15 protein-coding genes are annotated in these 17776 nt (G+C 29.1%); 14 read left to right on the top strand and 1 reads right to left on the bottom strand.

What is annotated here, in order from left to right; genetic code table 11:
- Positions 1–127: 127 nt before the first annotated feature.
- From AQ1685_RS20075 to AQ1685_RS20035, 10 genes are all read left to right on the top strand, one after another.
- Positions 128–3880, top strand: coding sequence for a hypothetical protein (locus tag AQ1685_RS20075; protein WP_157730305.1), 3753 nt, complete (start codon positions 128–130; stop codon positions 3878–3880).
- Positions 3881–4037: 157 nt separating this feature from the next.
- On the top strand, positions 4038–6593 hold the full coding sequence (locus AQ1685_RS20070; RefSeq protein ID WP_095074919.1) for a YwqJ-related putative deaminase: 2556 nt from the start codon (positions 4038–4040) through the stop codon (positions 6591–6593).
- A gap of 2 nt (positions 6594–6595) precedes the next feature.
- Positions 6596–7075: an SUKH-3 domain-containing protein gene (locus AQ1685_RS20065; protein ID WP_095074918.1), complete on the top strand. Its 480-nt coding sequence runs from the start codon at positions 6596–6598 to the stop codon at positions 7073–7075.
- A gap of 190 nt (positions 7076–7265) precedes the next feature.
- Positions 7266–7595 carry a hypothetical protein gene (locus AQ1685_RS20060; RefSeq protein WP_095074917.1) on the top strand — a complete coding sequence of 110 codons (330 nt, stop codon included), beginning with the start codon at positions 7266–7268 and terminating at the stop codon, positions 7593–7595.
- A 603-nt stretch (positions 7596–8198) separates the two neighbouring features.
- Positions 8199–8615 carry a hypothetical protein gene (locus tag AQ1685_RS20055; RefSeq protein ID WP_095074916.1) on the top strand — a complete coding sequence of 139 codons (417 nt, stop codon included), beginning with the start codon at positions 8199–8201 and terminating at the stop codon, positions 8613–8615.
- A 171-nt stretch (positions 8616–8786) separates the two neighbouring features.
- Complete coding sequence (locus AQ1685_RS20050; protein WP_095074915.1) at positions 8787–9083, top strand: hypothetical protein; 297 nt, start codon at positions 8787–8789, stop codon at positions 9081–9083.
- A gap of 187 nt (positions 9084–9270) precedes the next feature.
- Positions 9271–9600, top strand: coding sequence for an HNH endonuclease (locus AQ1685_RS20045; protein WP_157730304.1), 330 nt, complete (start codon positions 9271–9273; stop codon positions 9598–9600).
- A 7-nt stretch (positions 9601–9607) separates the two neighbouring features.
- Positions 9608–9925 (top strand): SMI1/KNR4 family protein, encoded by a 318-nt coding sequence (locus AQ1685_RS20040; protein WP_095074913.1) that lies wholly within the window; start codon positions 9608–9610, stop codon positions 9923–9925.
- Positions 9900–10022, top strand: a complete 123-nt coding sequence (locus AQ1685_RS20605) for a hypothetical protein (protein ID WP_262509585.1) — start codon at positions 9900–9902, stop codon at positions 10020–10022. The genes AQ1685_RS20040 and AQ1685_RS20605 overlap by 26 nt, the downstream gene beginning before the upstream one ends.
- Positions 10023–10090: 68 nt before the next feature.
- Entirely contained in the window at positions 10091–10489 is a 399-nt protein-coding gene (locus tag AQ1685_RS20035) for a hypothetical protein (RefSeq protein ID WP_157730303.1), read from the top strand.
- Positions 10490–10648: 159 nt separating this feature from the next.
- Here AQ1685_RS20035 and AQ1685_RS20030 read toward each other — a convergent pair whose 3' ends face one another.
- On the bottom strand, positions 10649–11452 hold the full coding sequence (locus tag AQ1685_RS20030; RefSeq protein ID WP_095074911.1) for a hypothetical protein: 804 nt from the start codon (positions 11450–11452) through the stop codon (positions 10649–10651).
- Between the two features lie 716 nt (positions 11453–12168).
- On the opposite strand from AQ1685_RS20030, the gene AQ1685_RS20025 reads away from it, so the two are divergent.
- The 4 genes from AQ1685_RS20025 (at position 12169) to AQ1685_RS20010 (ending at position 17443) form a co-directional block, all read left to right on the top strand.
- Complete coding sequence (locus tag AQ1685_RS20025) at positions 12169–12897, top strand: hypothetical protein (protein WP_095074910.1); 729 nt, start codon at positions 12169–12171, stop codon at positions 12895–12897.
- A gap of 4 nt (positions 12898–12901) precedes the next feature.
- Positions 12902–13951: a hypothetical protein gene (locus tag AQ1685_RS20020; RefSeq protein ID WP_095074909.1), complete on the top strand. Its 1050-nt coding sequence runs from the start codon at positions 12902–12904 to the stop codon at positions 13949–13951.
- Positions 13952–14095: 144 nt separating this feature from the next.
- On the top strand, positions 14096–16900 hold the full coding sequence (locus AQ1685_RS20015; RefSeq protein ID WP_095074908.1) for a hypothetical protein: 2805 nt from the start codon (positions 14096–14098) through the stop codon (positions 16898–16900).
- Between the two features lie 9 nt (positions 16901–16909).
- The gene (locus tag AQ1685_RS20010; protein WP_095074907.1) at positions 16910–17443 is read left to right on the top strand and encodes a hypothetical protein; all 534 of its coding nucleotides are present in this window, start codon (positions 16910–16912) and stop codon (positions 17441–17443) included.
- The last annotated feature ends 333 nt before the right edge of the window (positions 17444–17776 follow it).

Below are 17776 nucleotides of genomic sequence, written 5' to 3'. Positions count from 1 at the left end.
TAAAATTTCACAACACTTATTTTACTGATTTAAACTTTATATGCTTGTTGTTTTGCTGTTAAATAAGCTAAACAAGAAGGCAACACTAGCTTCTTAAAGTTTAAAATTTATAAAAAAAAGTATTTACATGGAAAAAAAGCCCATTACATCAAGTCTATTTAGATTTGTAACATTGCGTACGCCACAATTGGCAGATGAAAGAAAAAGAGAATTTTTATTTGTTAGCTATCCTAAGGAAAAAGAATCCGAGAGTATAGCTCACAGATCAGTAGCGAAATTAGCACCAACAGAAGAAAAAGAAAGAGTAGAAGCTCTGGCTAATGCATATACAACTGAAAACTTTCAAGCTATTGAAAACAGACAATATTTGAAAAATGAATATGCAAAATTATATGATTTTTCAAATTGGTTAATGCGGAATAAGAATTATTTCACAGCTCAAAGTATTTTAGAGAATATTAATGTAATTCTTTATTCTGGAAGTAGAACTTCAGAAGTAACACCTACCATAGAAAATAGTTTGTTGTTGAATAGTGATGATGAAGTTTTATTGTGGAATAATTTATTTTATCAAACAATACATAAAATTTCAACTCCTGTTCGTGAAACAATAGTTCAAATGTTAATTGCAAACCGTTTCTTAAAAGCTTTTAACGAAGTTTATGTTGTATTTCAAGATGCATCAGGTAATTCTGGTGAAAGAACAGAAAATATAACAAGAGTTGAAGATGCATTGACAGGCCAGAGAGTTATAAAACAGTCTTCAGAAGCTACTATTGTATTTACTGAGCAAGAAAAAAAAGAATTTGTTTTAAGAGCCAATGCTAGTGTTATTATTCCTAAAGAAGTATTGTATAGCCCAAAAAATGAAAATATCAATACTACCGAGAATCCTAATTTAACTTTTGATCAAAAGAATTTCTTGGAAAAAGCAACGAAGGTGGATCAGGCAAAGTTGCTTTTAGAAACTTATGAGACTGCTTTAGATGAAGTGAATAGAGCAGAATTAGTATATAATAAAGAGGAGGCAAAAAAATACGAACAAGCTGTTATTGACCATCAGAGAAGAGTTGCTAATAGTCAAGCTTCAATAACAATAGATGGTTTAACAAATCCAGATAACACCTCATCAGATGTAGTTTCAACTGAAGATATTCCAGGTGTTACACCGAATGAATACATAAGGTTTGATTATGTTAAATCTCCTGAAATTATAAGACCTACCGAAGGAGTAACACTTAATGCATCAGAAGCTAAAATATTAGCGCAAATGTCTACAGCTACATTAGCATTAATTAATTCTTCAGAATTTGAAATTTATGATACGTTTGCAGAGGTTAAAACTTTATTAAGAACTAAGATTGATAAGGAAAATAGAGTTATTATTGATAATACTCAAAGACCTACGCAGAATACAAATACTAGCGGAATAGCTAATACAACTAATAGTGACGTTTCACCTAGTTACGCGTTTTCAATCGTTGCTAATAACATAACTTTTCAAACCCTAACAACATTCGATTTAAATATAAATGTGAATGATATCTCTAAGAAAATCACAGGGGTATCTTACGAAATTAAGAATGATGAAAATAGTTTTAAAGCTTCTAATAGTGAATTTAGAGTTTTAAATCCACGTTATGAAGAGGATGAGAAGATCAAAATTTTCCCTAAAGGACTTACAGTACCTGTAGGAACGTACAATTTTAAAGGGGAAGTTACATTTTCTGATGGTACCATAGTTGCATTTGATGCAGATATTACCTTAGCTTTTAAAAACTCAGTTTTAGATGGTGCTACAATTGGACTTGCAAGAATCATAAATTCTGGAAATACTTCAGTAGATATTGAAACACCAGAACAAGACAATACAATTTATGGAGTAACACAATTAGGTATAGCTGATTTTAGACGAGTAGAACAAGAGGTTTGTTGCTATGTTCCAGGAGAGGTTTCTCATATTGAGAATGTTATGGCTCGTGAATATAAGGAAAGAAATACTCGAAATTTAACATCTTCAGAAAATATTACAGAGCAAAATTCTGAAAGAGAAGCAGAAGTATTAACAGATACAACTTCTACAGAACGAAACGAACTACAAAATGAAGCTTCGTCTATTGTTAATGAAGATAATGCTACAAATTTTGGAGCAAACGCTAGTGTAACTGGAGGTATAGGAACTACTTTTAGTTTTGGTTCAAGTGTTAATACGTCATCGAGTAATGCTACTTCCGATTCAAATCTTAGAGCACAAACTTATGCCCAAGAAGTAACAGAAAGAGCTTTAGAGCGTGTGGTAGAGAAAGTTAGTAAAAAACGTACTACTAGAGTTTTAAAAGAGTACGAAGAGAATATAACTCACGGTTTTGATAATAGAAAAGGAGATGAGCATGTAACTGGAGTGTATCGATGGGTAGATATTATTTATAAAAATAAGTTAGTTAATTATGGTAAACGTTTAATGTATGAATTTACAATACCAGAACCAGCTAAATTTTATGTTGAAAGTATTTTTAAGAATAATGAAAACAACGATCAAAACAATAGTAGAAACAATTTAATTTCATTTACAAAGCCTATAAACCCTAAAGATTTAGTGTTGATAGGATTAACGGAAGGATTAAAAAACGCATCGCAAATAAATGAAGCAAATTATCAAAGAATAGCATCTACATATAATGCTGAAGTTGCCCCATTCCCTAAGCAACTTATTACAGTTGGTAAATCTTTTAGTTTAAGTTATACTAAATCAACATCAACAAATGAATCTGCAAACTTAAATGGTAAAGTAGAGTTGCCTGAAGGTTATAAGTCGACTCAAGCTACTGTTGGTTATAGTGCTACGGATAATGGAGATTCATCTCGAAAAGGTTTTTATATTCATATAGGAAATAAAAAAATCGGAGAGGCTGGTAGTAGTTCACCTCTTCATAAAGATGGAATTCCAACAAATATAGATAATTATATCAATGAAGTTCCAGTTTCTGCTGTTTTATTCAACTACTTTGAAGGAGCTTTAAATGTAAGTGTTAATTGTGTAAGAACAAACGAGTACTATCAACAATGGCAAAACGAAACATTTAATGCCATCATGAATGCATATTACGATCGTGTTCAAGAATATAATGAATTCAGACAAGCACAAGAAGTTTCACCAGAAGAAAAAGAAAAACAAAAAGAATTTAGCTCGCAATTAAATAGAGGAATTGAAAAACGTGAATTGAAACGTATTGCAATTGATTTAATGACGGCACCTTTTATTAAGAAATTTACAGTGAGTCAAAATCATTACCAAAATGATAATATTACTATTAATAATCGTAAAGTACTGAATGATCACGGTTCAGTTGTTAAGTTCTTTGAACAAGCTTTCGATTGGGAAATAATGGCATATACCTTTTATCCATATTTCTATAAAAATCAGTCAGATTGGGGAGACAACTTTGAATATTTAGATACTAACGATCCAATATTTAAAGCATTTTTACAAAGTGGAATGGCTAGAAGTGTTGTGCCTGTACAACCTGGTTTTGAAGATGCTGTAAACTGGTTTATGAGTACTGGTGAATTATGGGGCGGACAAGGAATGATAACTGATATAGAAGATGATTTATATGTTTCTATTTCTGAAGAAATGACAGAGCCTGAAGGTGTTGTTGAAGGTGAACCGTGGGAAACTCGTGTACCTACAGCCTTAACAATTCTTCAAGCAGACTCTGTTGTGTTGAAAGAAGGAGGACTTCCGTGTAATTCAGATTGTAATGAACATCACTTATTTGAAACAAGTACATATAAGCTTGGAGACGGAAACTCTGGTTCCACACCTTCTTCTAAGGGTGTAGATTTTGATATTGTTGGTGAAACAAATACCATCCAATAACCCATTAACTTTTATCGAAATTTTGAGTGCTGTCTAAAAGTATTTTTTAGGCAGCCTCTTTTATAAAATTTATTGTTTTCTAGAAATTAGTAAAACCTCTTTTTTAAATTAGGTTAGTATTTCTATGGAATCAATGTAAAGAAAAAGAAAAAATGTTATGTACGCACATGAATATGGGTTGAAAAACTTTAAACATAAAACCAACTTTAACAACTTGGTAGTGTTTTCAGATACACAACAAACTAAAATAAAAGATACTTTACCCTCAAGTAAAAATATTTATTTAGAAATTGAAAAAGGAGTAAATACTCCAAATAAATGGTTTATTCATTTTAATAGTAGACTTTCTGGTGAATATGGTGATTTCTATATAGAAAACAACGATCCTTTTGGTACAATTACAGACGGTTTCGAATCTATTAATACAGAAGAATCTATTGCTTTTATCGATACATATATTGCAGATTTTAGTGGTCAAGAAATTCCATATTATCAAATTAATGAAAATTTTTACATCAAAATTGACAATAATCTTGATTTAGATGAAATTGTTATTCAAGCAAAACCTTCTCCAAAACCAAGACCAATTCAAAGTATAGAATATGATGCATTTATCACTTTACTAATTTCTGATAATGGTGCAAAACTTGAAGCAGCATATCAAAGAATTACTGATGTAAGCGCACACCAGATCGTTATTTTCATAGAGGCTAATGGAGGTACAAATGCTTTCGGAACTGTTTTTCGATTAAAAAAGGGAAAAAATGTGAAAACATTGCTAGAAGTAGATCGAATTACATTAAGCCAGATTGCTAAGGCATATGGAGTGGAAATAAATAGTTACGAATTAACCACAATGGTTCAAGAAGAATTAAAAGACGACGATAGTCAGTTTTATCTTGTTGCTAAAAAAGCATTATCCTATGGTGGAAAAGTGATTCGTTGGACTTCCGATGAAATTTTTACTGGTGTTTCTTCAGGAGTACAATCGATAAGTAAAGAGATAGATGCTTTAAAGTTAGGTGATACCTATTGGCGAATGGAAATAGACGGTAAAGAAAACCCAAAATTTAATCCATTATTACCCAAACTTAAAGATGAAACAAAAGGAATAAATACCGAGGCGTTTATAAAATCGGTATATAGCAACTACATATTTCCACTTACAGAAAAAGCCACAAAAGTAACACAGGAAATATTGAGTAATAAAGTTTTAGCTAGACTGGTTCCTTTTGACTTAAATAGAATAATTAAAGTACTTGATACAATTCCAGAGTTATTACAAGAATTCTTTGAAACTGTAATTGATAGCTTAGCCGATCTCTACCATTTTATTAATGGACTATTAGTTGGGCTTATTAATAGTATTATCGATTTTATCAAATCTTTTTTTGATATTTTAGCCATGCTGTTTGATGTCTTAAATGGTATTATACAAGGCACCAAGTTCTTTGAAAGTCCAGGAAGTTATTTGAGCTTATTTGCTGAAAACTTTGAGAATTTAATCGACACTTTTGTAAATATTTTTACGCTTAAAAACTTAAAACAATTCTTCGTTTTTATTGCAAGTTTACCAAAGTTCGCCTACACTGCTGTAGTTGCTATTATCAATACACCGATTTCAATTAATATTGATCCTAGTGCTATAGGTTATTATCTTGGTTTTTTCGTTGGTTTTATAGCTTCTGAAGTAGCCACGTTTTTTGCCTCAGGAGGAACTGGAAACATTACTAAAGCCTTAAAAGCAGTACTAAAATCGTATCGAGAAATACTAACGATTCCAAGTACAGTAGTTAAGAATACGGCTAAAGTTGCAAATGCCACCGTAAAGTTTGGCATGGATACTTTTGCACGATTGTGGGATATTATTATTGAATTTTCTAAAAATATACCGCAGCATATTAAAACTTTAGAAAAGTTAATAGGCGATTTTATAAGGAATTTAAGGAAAATAGCTAGGCCTTTTTCAGATGATGTGTATACTATTTTTGAAAAATTAGGTATTGGCATCAAAAAAGCACCTAAACAACCTATTCTGGCTAGTGGTATTCCCATTCCTGTCGGAGACGGTTTATTTGCTTTAATAAAAGATGGTAAGGAAATATTTAGAGGCACCAAAAAACAAGTTCAAGAATTAAGTAAAGTTTTAGAAAGATTAAACGATAAGTCTAAAAGTAAATTAATAAACAGAATCTTAGATAAATCAAACGGAACTTTAAAGCTTTCGAGAGTAGGATTATCTAAACTTGATACTTTTGTTGATGAAGCTTTACAAATACCAAAAGAAATTAGAACAGGTGCGGCGGCTGTCTTAGAAGGAACAATTAATGGAAAGTTAGAAGTATTGGTGAATTATACATCTAAGGGATTAAAAAAATCTCAAATTAGAGGTAGAAGGCATAAATTAGTTGATAACTGGTTAGAAATCATAGCGAAAAGAGATTACCCTCATTTATTTCAAAGGCGTAATCATGGAAGATGTGCAGAACCAATTAATATTTCTGAATGGCTCTTTAAGTCAGAAGAATCTTTAGGAATTAAAAAAAATGGTATGACAATTGATCAAGCTAGGGTAATTTTTTCGGATGTAGTTTCTAAGGCAAAGTCAATTGAAAATTCTGGTGTTGACAAATTATCACATGGTTTGCACAAAAATGCTTGCAGAACGTGCAATCCCTTATTAAGTTATTTTAATATTAAACAAGTTTTTTAACTATGAAATTTAAAACAGAAGTAGAAGAGTTATTTAAAAAAAGTGGCTGGTTTGAAGGAAGGAATGTCAGAGATATTTTTGATAAGATACCTCGATTTCATGAGTACCCCGACTTTTTAAAAGATTTTTTATATGAATATGGAGATTTGAATGTTGAAACATATAAATATGACAAAAATGATATTACTGCTTATTTAGACTTAACTATATTATCAGGTAAAAGATATAATCTAAATGAATTTTTAGATTCACCTAGAAAAGATTTTGGAAATAATCTTTATACGTTTCCATTAGGATATTATCATCTAGATGTTTCTTTATTACAATGTGATAAAGAAGGAAAAGTATATATGGTTGGAGATTTTCCAACTTTAGTTTCTGATGACTTTAAAACAGGGATAGAAAAAATTTTAATGGAAGATTATAGTGATACAAAGGAATGGCATCCAGACATAAAACAATGGAAAAAAGAAGAATATTAAATTTTACACTAGCGTTTGACCTAAATAGTACTGATTTATAATCCGTGAAAAATAATAACATTTACAATTATAGCTTGGAAATTTCCAGGCTATATTTTTTTAAAGTAACATTTTCCATTTCAGCTAGGTTGTTCATAGTGATGAAAGTATAAAAACAGGACAAAACTTATTTGATAAATTAAAATAAAATATGGAATTTATTTATTTACAAAAACTTTTAGAAAATAAAGATACTTTAGAAAAGTATCCAACAATTTCTAGGAATCCAGAGGGAAATTCAATGGAAGAAATATCGGAATATGAAAATAAATTTAATGGAGGAAAAGAGCTACCCAAAGCATTAAAAGAGTATTTATATATATCAGGCAAGTTTTGTCCTTTAGGATTTGATGTTATTGATGGAGATTATATAGGTCTTCGAAAATTTTATAATAAAAAACTAGTTGAAAGAGGGGTTAAGATTGAACGACCTTTTATGATTTTTGACAATTTTGAAGGAGATAGCTTTATGTTTATTTAGATGAAGGAGATGACCCACAACCTTGGAATTGCTCTGTAGATGAAGATTATGATTTTGAAGATGGAGAAATGATTTGGAAAGTTCCTCACCCAACATTTAGTGATTTAGTAAATACTATGGTTGATAGAGCCCTTAAAGGTTTACAACCATGGTGATTCAAATAACGGATTTGTAATCCGTAATAAATAATAGCATTTATAATTATAGCTTGGAAATTTCCAGGCTATAATTTTTAAAGTAAAGAGGGAAAAGTATTTTCGCGCCAGCGGGAGATTTATTTGAAGCATTGGTAGGGAAGGAAATATTTTGAGCTTACGAAAAATTTTAAGATGAGGTTACGGATTTTTCAAATAATGTATTTTCTAAAACAGCTAGAGGTAAGTTTAAAATAAAAAATGGAGATATAGGTTGTGCTACCAAAAAATATATTTTTGAAGCAAAGCCAAATTTAAGTTCTGAAAAAGAACTAATAAAGTTGGCTAAACAAATAGAGAAATATATACCAACGAATTCTAGCAGCTCATTGAAGTATATGAATCCATTGAGTAAAAAAGTAGTAATTTTTATAGATGGAATTGAAAAATTAAAAAAATTATATTAACAATGAATAATAAAACATTAATTTCAAAAAGATATGTTGATAAAAAAGAGTTAATAGATAAAGCAAAAGAAATTGCTGAAAGCTTAAACTTTCAAATTTTAACTGAAAATTTGTATACAGAGTTAGATGATTTAAATTTCTATATTGATATAGATGAAGAGGCTACTTATTTAATTACATTTTGGAGTATGGAAGAAAATGAGTTCAAAAGAGATGAAATTGTAATTAATGGTCAAAAATATTTCATTGTCATAGATTTAGATCACGATTCTGAAGCATTACCTTATTTAAATAAATTTTTAAGGGAATTTTTAAAGATATATCCAGAAATGTTGGTAGGGGATGAGTCTTTAGATGATTTTTATTCTATAAGAGAAATAGAAAATAAAGATAATTTACCAAACTGGTTATTGGTTTAGTTGACTTTAGTTCGTTTAAAATAATAATAGATAAAATTATAGCTTGGAAATTTCCAAGCTATAATTTTTTAAAGTAAAGCACGGAAAGTATTTCCGCGCCAGCGAAGGTTAATTCTAGTATTGATACAAATTTGATAGAAAAAATAGTTGTTTAATAAAAGTATAATTAATATGGATAATAAAAATGTTTTAATAATACCATTATGGTTATTATATAATGTCAAATCAATTGACAATGTAAATTTTGACACAATCTTAGTGGAAAACATGAAAGAATATAATATTGTTGATAGACAGTATCTTTATTCCGTGATTAACTCTATTGATAAAAATTATGATTTCAGTAGTGTTTTGGAAAATATACCTAATAGTAAGGAGATCAGCTTTTCCAATGATGAAATTTATATATACTTAATGAAGTTTAAATCTTTTATGGAAAATGAAGAGTATGAATTATTGAAAAATTAAATTTTAACAGCTATGTAACCCAGCTAGCGCTCGACTCCTGTCGAATGAAAAATAAGTTAAAATAATAAAATCAGTGTTTTAAAAAACATATTACCACAACATTTTTAATAAGTGTTGTGGTTTTTTATATTTTAGTATTGCTGTAAGTAGAAGTTATAAATTTCATAATACATCAGGAGTGTACTTTGTGAGCTTTACAATTGTATACTGGATTGGTGTTTTCACAAGACAGTCTTATTTTAATGTTTTAGTGGATAGTATTAACTATTGTAGAAAAGAAAAAGCAATGCAGTTATACTACTCTATTTTATGCTTAATCGATCTCCCCATGGGTATTGAAGTTGCTCTAGGAGCAAACATAAAACCCAAATTAAAACTAACATGGCATCACCTTGATGACTTAGATACTGATGTCAAAAGTTCACTTGAATTAGTTCATTCCGTTGTTCATGATCAGACATTTCAGCATCTTGGAAGTTTCTTCCAATTAGAGAAATTATTAACATTAGTAAAATAAAAATAATATGATAGAATTTGAAATAGAAAATGAGTTAATTACAGAAGAAGAATTAAATAATTTTGAAATAAAACTTAATGGTTTAAAACTACCTGATGACTATAGAAATCATATGCTTAAATACAATGGGGGTGGTACATTAGAATTTTATGAATGGTATTTAGATGATGATATAAAGTTTTCGTATTTTCTCCCAATAAAGTTCGAAGATGATAATATGGAAAATGCTTTAGTTGCTAAAGAAAATATCTTACCTAAAACAGATATATATAGGCGCTATAAGAGGAGGCAAATTATGTATGTCTCTTACAAAAAAAGGAGATAATGGATCTATTTATGCTTTTTTCCCAGACGGAAATCGTTTAGATTTAGCTAGCTCTTTTACTGAGTTTATAAAAGGGTTGATTAAATCAGATGATTAATATTTTAAAGTAAAGTATAGAAAGTATTTTCTTGTCAGAGAAGAGATTAACAAAAGATAAATATTAAAATGAAAAACAATGTAATAAATCTTTTGAATGAAATGATAAGATTTGTAGATACTGAAAATTACAAGTTAATCTATTTTCAAAAAGTTAATGAGAAAATAGATGATAAAAGATTATCCGTAATGTTTCAAGAGATCTTAGTATGGAATCACCCAGTATTTATAGATTTAGAAATAAGTGTTGAAACTGAATTATCTTTGAAAGATAGAAATAAAACTGATTATCAAAATTTATTGGAACAGAGTTCTCTAGGTGATTTTTTATTTATAGATAACGACTCTATAAAATTTAACAAGTCAGTATCAAAAGAAAAAAAGAAAGAGTTAAGAGAATTCATTAGAGAAAATAAAAAAGTAACTTTAAATAGTAAAGAAACTAGAAAAAAGGAGTTCAGAAATTAGTTTTGTTTAAGGTAACCGCATAACATGAAGCTAGCGCTCAACTTATGTCGAGTGCAGAAACAAATTTTAATAAGTGTTTGTAATATTTTACAATTAAAAAAGAAGAGGTGCTATTTTGCACCTCTTCTTTTTTATAAAACTGATAATGATTTTCAATTCTTAAAATAAAACTTCATCATTATCTTGCGAATATTTTATGTAACCAATTGAAACTGTTGTGAAAATAGCTTTACCACCACAAAAAGTTGCATCTGGCCTTACTTTAATTCTACCTATAGTTTGTAAAATACCATTAGAATTAACGGTGTTATAACTATTAAAATAAGTCTCTAAAATTAAACAAGCTATTCTATCTCTCATTATTTCTAAATCTGAAGTAAGAAATCTATCATGGTGGAAAAAATTATCAAAATATATTTCAAAATTACTAGTTTCTATCCACTCAGTTTTAGTCCCTGGTGCTAAAACAGGAGGAACTCCCTGATTCCTTAATCCTCTAAGAGCATTTTCTAATATATAACCAACACTACCTACATGATTAGAGTCGGCAGATATATTATATAAATAGTAAGGAGCTTCAACATTAAGAGGGATTTGCCAAATGTGAGGATTTCTAATTAAATCAAAGTCAGAGTTTACTAGATCTAAAGGATTACAGCTGTTATCATTTTTATGTACTAAATTGTATGATAGTACTTTCCTTTCTTTATCTGAAACAATAGTTAAAGAATTGGCACACAAAAAATCAAGATTTGATTTTTGAAAGCTATTTTCCTCTAGATGCACTTTTTTATTTAAAGAACCAGAATTCATGTCTAAAAATAATTGAACCTCAGATTTGCTTATATTTTTATGTGATTCGTTATTAGTTATAAGCTCTTCATTAATATCATGAAGTTCATTGGCATCACATGCTGTTAATAAAAATGGTAATAAAGCAAGTAGTAACTTTTTGTTTTTCATTGCGAATTTAATTTTTAAATTTTCCTCAAAAGTAACTATAAAATCAGTACAACTTACAGTGAAAAGTAGTTAAATGTTATAGAAAGAAGAAGCTCAAATCAAGTGTATATTATCTTGTTTTGAATCAGGATATTAGTGATAAAGAATTGTATGTAACAATAGGTTTATTGCTGTAAGTCTGTTATGTATTTGAGCAAAATGCTGTCAATTCAAGTGATTTTTTGGAATGAAATAGAGAAAAATCGTATCGAGAATACAACTTTTGACCTAATAGAAATTAGATTAACTACCGATTTAAAAACCTTCACAACACTTTAACTGTAAAATGTTTTTAAAACTGTAATATGTTTGTTATATTTGCAATGCTTATTTAACAGTACAACAGTATTGCAGAGGAGAAAGAAAAATTGATTAAACTACAATCTAGTTAAGACAAAAAGAAAAAGAAAGAATCAATTCATTATTTATCTCTTTTTATTTAAAAAAACACTTGCATGAACAATTTTAAATCAATGTTTTAGATATAAAAAACATTTTAATTTAAAAAAGAAAAATCAGTGAAAAGATCTTCGAACAGACACTTAGGTGTACTGTAGTATGAACATGTCTCTATTTTAGAGATTAAGATGATTACATATCAATAACCCAGGGATTTTTATAGTGAAGTAATTCCTGAGTTTTATGTGTATTTATTTCACAAAATTAAAAATATAATAATGAAAAAAAGTAAAGAAGAATTAAAGAGCTATTTTGAAAAAGGAGACAAACCTACACAAGCACAATATGCAGATTTAATAGATAGTTTTATAGATGAAAAACAGCCTTTAGGAGAAGCGAACCGAACATTTAACATAAATGAAAATGGAGAGATAAATCTTGTAAGTCAACAATCAAATTGGACTCAATCAGACGCTACTCAGCCAGATTATATCAAGAATAAACCAGAGTTAGAAAAATTAATTAAAGTACCTACTCGTAATTACGTGTTAAAAAGTCATGAGCGAAAAACAACCAATGGTGATACTTACGAATGCAAAGTACCATTAGTAAAAATGTATGGAGCTACTGAGCCAAAAACAAGTTCTTACTTTATGTCAGCAGATTTTCAAGTTACTGGTAAAACAAATCCAGGTGGAGAGATTGCAATAGAGTTTGTTGCTACAACAGAAGACGGAACAGTAATTACAGAAAAAATAGGTCTTCCTAAAGATAACATTACAGATGTTGGCGGTAGAAATTATTTAGAAAGAATAAGTGGTTTTTCATCTTTTTTTGGAGATGCTTTGTTAAGAAGTTTAACATGTAATTTAATTATTGATGTGCCGGATACACCTAGAGTTTTAGTATCTAATATTTATTTTGGATCTGGAAATGTTGCTGTAGATTGGCAACCTGCATTTGAAGACAGTGTATCTAACACATCAAGATCACCAATTACAATGTAAGCATATGAAAAAGACAAAAGAAGAATTAAAAACATACTTTGAAACTGGAGATAAACCTACACAGGAACAGTATGCAGATTTAATTGATAGTTTTATAGATGCAAAACAGCCTGTAGGTGAACCAAATCGAAGATTTATTATTGATGAAAATGGTGATGTATCCTTAAGTTCTGAAACAGCTCAAACAAGTAATTTCTCTGAGTTAGAAATTAAAAAGCTGAAAACATTAACAAAAAGGTTTGGCAGACTAGATTTTAATCATTTCAAAGATAGAGATGCACTTCCTACATTCCTTTGGGAAAATGGTTCATTGTTAGTGTTTTTTACAAATTACAACGACGGAACAAATAATGGAAACTATTTATTGGTAAAACAAACAGGAATTAGTGAAAATGTAAACTTATTATATCTTAGAAATAAAGAAAAGCTACAAATTTTATTTTATGATGATACTTTGTTTAATTTAAGTTTAATTATGCAAAGAACAAATGAGATTGTATTGAATGATTATATTGTTTTCAAACTAGAAAATACATATAGTGCTGCTTATGATCTTTTTGTACCCGATAGCGAAGGTTCATTTTATAAAAATATTTTAGTTATTCCAATTGAACCTAGCACAGAAAAAAGTGATGTGATTCCAATTGCAAGTAAAGATAGTAATGGGTTAATGAAAGCTAATTTTTACGAGGAAGGAGTTTATTCTCCAAACTTAGGAACTGGTTATACTTTTGCAAATTCAAATTGTAATTATGTTAGAATAGGAAACAAAGTAACTGTTAATATAGATGTTAACAATATTAATGGAAATTCTGGACCAATAGCAATATCAGCTCCTTTTCCAATAAACTCATATTCAGCGGGTCAATTGTATCAACTCAGAGGCTCGGATTTAAGTGAAATAGCAATAGCTAAATCATGTATTCATGCAAGTTTATTAGATAATTTTAATTTGGGTCAGATAGATGTTAATTCGGTGCAAGAAAATGTAAGTTTTACAAATGGTAGAATTATAGCTACAATAACATACATGACTAATGTATACACACCATAACTATTTCTAATTCTTTTTAGATGTTAAAAAACACCTTTTTGAGTAGTGTTGAGAATCTAGGTTTTATTACTCAGGTTTTACGACTATTCAATTAGGTGTTTATGAAATGATGGACAATTAATTTGTTAAAGAAAAAGAAATATTATGAGTGATTTTAATAATTTAATCAATTTTCTAAATCCTTACCGAGGTCAAAACGGGGATAGAAGAAGAGAAGAATATCAATTTATACGGATTGACAACGATTTTATCAATGAAAATCAAGATTTAAAAAGCAATAACCTTACTAGAGTTATAAGATATAAAGATGGTCGACCATTTAACAATCCATTTTCAGAAATCATTACAGAATTACCACTATATGTAAGTACAGCAAATAAGAGTTTAACTTACTTCTTTCAGAAAGATTTTAACGGACAAACTAAATACATTTCTATAGAAGATTTAATCAAAGGAGAAACCTCAGAAGAAAATTTTTTAGCGTTAGATGACTCAGCATTTATAGCGATAAGAGTAGTAACAGAAGAGGCTCTATTTTATAATGAAGAACAAAATAGTGTATATCTTTTAAATGTAGTATTAAGGGAAGTTATAATATCCGTACGAAAAACATTAGAGTACAATCCTAAAGAACTAGGAGGGTTATCTAGCGGAGTATATTATGTCGATTATACCAATGCAAAAGGATACAGGGATAATTTTATAGATAGAACATTAGGAAAAATCACAACTGAAATTTCTGAAGAAGATCTTAATAGAAGACATGTAAACTTAACTTTAAATCCTAAACCAGGTAAATTATATAGGTTTCCAGATTTTCAAATCGATAAAGATCAAGTTACAGTTTATTACGACTACGACATGATTGAAAACGATGACTATGAGGTAGAACCACTCAAAGAAGATTATGCTATAAAATTGAAATTTAGAGACCCAGAAGGTTTTTTAGGTTTTATGGTAGAGGTTTATTTTTTAAATGGTGTATCAATTTTAAATACAACTGAAGGTAGTGGAAATAGAAAATCTGATTTCAGTACAAAATATATAGAAATTATCCAGATTTTATTAAAAAAGAGGAGTAAAAATAACATTACTGAAAAGCTGACTTATTTATATTATGTTCCGCAAGAAATCTTTCAGAAAAAATTTAGAGGTTTAAACTTTGGAGAAGAGTACCTGTGGCAGTTAGTACAAGAAGCAGCGGAAGAAGCTATTACTAATTTCAGAACCAATAAAGAGGATATAGTTTTAAAACTTTTAGAAGCAATAAAGCTAAATCAAGACGATGAATATAATGTAGATCAAAAGAAAAACGATCTGTTTTTAGAAGAACTTTTAAAAAGGAGAACAAAAGACAAAAGCTCACTGTTGTATAAGTTAACTAAAAGAATAGATGGAGAACAGTTTATTAAGTTTATTGATTTTATATGGCAAATTTGGAAGAATAGTAGTTACGCAGTAACAGAAGAAACTAAAAATGAAAAGGTAAAAATAACCAAAACTAGCCCTGTATTACTAGATTATAGAACCAATAAAGTGTTAGGTTTTTATACCGATAATGCAGAAATTACTTGGAAAGATGAGCAAAACCAGTTAGACGTTACAGTGCGAGTAAAATCTGGAGAAAAGGAGGTGCCAAAACCTAGAATTAATTTTGATGATGGTAAAGTAACTTTTGAAGATACGGGAGAAACGAGGATTATAGATGTTTTCCAACATATCGATTATCAGTACCATCCTTTTTCACCGATATCATTTGTAAATAGCGAAAATCCACAGTTTTTATTACAAGATGGAGAAACTACAAATGCAACGAAAACAATTCTACCTGCTTTTGTTTTATTTGCCAATAATGAAAAAGCATTCTGGGAAAATGTATTTACTAGTTTAGAATATGCTTTAGATGTAGTGACAACAATATCTGGAGTTGCAAATATCATTAAAGCAGGACGTTTATTACGAGTATTACAGAAAGGAAAAACTGTTTTTTATAAAACAACGCAAGGAGTAAAAACCGTAGCAGAGTTTGCTGATGGAGTAGTAGAAGTTACCTCTGGAACTGTAAATGCTTTATTGAAATTAACAGGAGCCGAAGATACAGAGCTAGGAAAGTTAGCAGCTAAATATTTATTTTATTTAGAAATGGCTTCTTTGGCTGGAGGAATTTCAGCTTCATTAGAGCGTAAGTTAAAAAATACAGCTACAGAATTAGTTAAAAACTCTAAGTTTGAGGGATCTTTGGATGACTTGGTTAAAAAAGGAGATTTAAACGATGTAGATAAGGTCAAAATCACTGCTGAAATGCGTTTGATTTCCAAAAAAGGAATTAAAAAACGTTTAGATGTTGATAGAGTTGCGCAAAAATTTGTTCGTTTTGTAAGTGTAAAATCTGATGATGTTTCTAAAATTATTAAGAAAGCAGAAGAAGATATATTGAAATTAGCAAAAGGACCTAATGGTAAAACTTTACCTGAAAACCAATTAGAGTACGCATTTATTTATAATGAATCCAAAGGTTTTAGAACTTTAAAACCCTTTACATCTAATGCTAAAACTTATATAAATATTGATGATGCTTTTGATGTTGGTGAACTTACAATTGATAGGCTTAAGAGTTTTAAAGGAGCAATATATACTCATAATCATCCAAACTTCACAAGATTTAGTAATGCAGATATCAAAACATTTTTACAGTATCAACTAAAGGAAATGAGAGCTATTAATACTGATGGTATTATTTATAGTATTAAACTCAAAAATGGATTTAAGTTGACAAGACAAGAAGTAACTAAAGGCTTTAAGGTTTTAAGAAGAAAAAAGAAACAATGGATTAAACAATTTAATCTTAATATTAAAGAAGAGACTGATCGTATTTTATTACAAGACTTTGAAGAAGAGTTTCTACTTAATACTTTTGGGAATAAAATAGATTATAGAATTTTCATATAATGAACAATTATGATAGATAGAAATGTAACAGAATGGCTTTTTTATAAAAGTATATACCATAGAGCAATTGGTCGAGATAAGTGGGATGATCCAAAATGGGTTGACTTATATTTTCCGAATGAAGAAATATTTTGCAGTCAAATTATAGAGAGTGGTCTTGATGATTTTGTAAAAACTTTAATTTGGATTTTTAAAGATCAATATCCTATTGAATTTGCAAGTATAGAAACATGTATGTGGGGATTAGATAAAGAGAACACACCTTTTTACGAAGATGTTAACACTCGAAAATTACAAGACATTAAACCTATGGTTGTAAAAGAAGATGATTACGGTGGTATTCAGAGTGTTGCAGTTCATTTTAAAGAATCTCAACCTATGGTTTTTTCTTGGGTAACATCTGAGTTAAGTGATAAAATCGATACAAAAAAAGAAGAAGACGGAGTAATGATTTATACAGTTTCCGACAGTCCAATAAACTTCATAGAAGTAACTAAAGATATTATTACTATTCATATCCATCAAGATAAAATTGTTTATTAGTATATTATTTAGCTTTAAGAAACCAGCAATATCACAAAAAATTAAATCCCGAAATTATCTTTCGGGATTTTTACTACGTTAAAATAAAACATTTTACAAAAAAAACAGCAAAAAGTTTGTGAAAACTAAAAAAAGGTTGTATATTTGTACTCGTAATCGTCAGTTGGCATACAGTCGCAAATCGAGCTATTTTGTATGAATTCCAAACGGTACTTTTTTTGAGGTTTTAACTTGAGTTTCTTCATTTTTTTAAAATCTCTTCAACATTAATTCCAACATATTTTTTGAAGCTTTTATAGTCAAGCGCTTATCATTTGAATCATGATGCTATAA

It is taken from the genome of Tenacibaculum jejuense (genome assembly GCF_900198195.1).
Taxonomy (GTDB): Bacteria; Bacteroidota; Bacteroidia; order Flavobacteriales; family Flavobacteriaceae; genus Polaribacter; species Polaribacter jejuensis.
The sequence above is the reverse complement of the archived record's forward strand: the minus strand, read 5'-3'. Positions and strand labels throughout refer to the sequence as shown.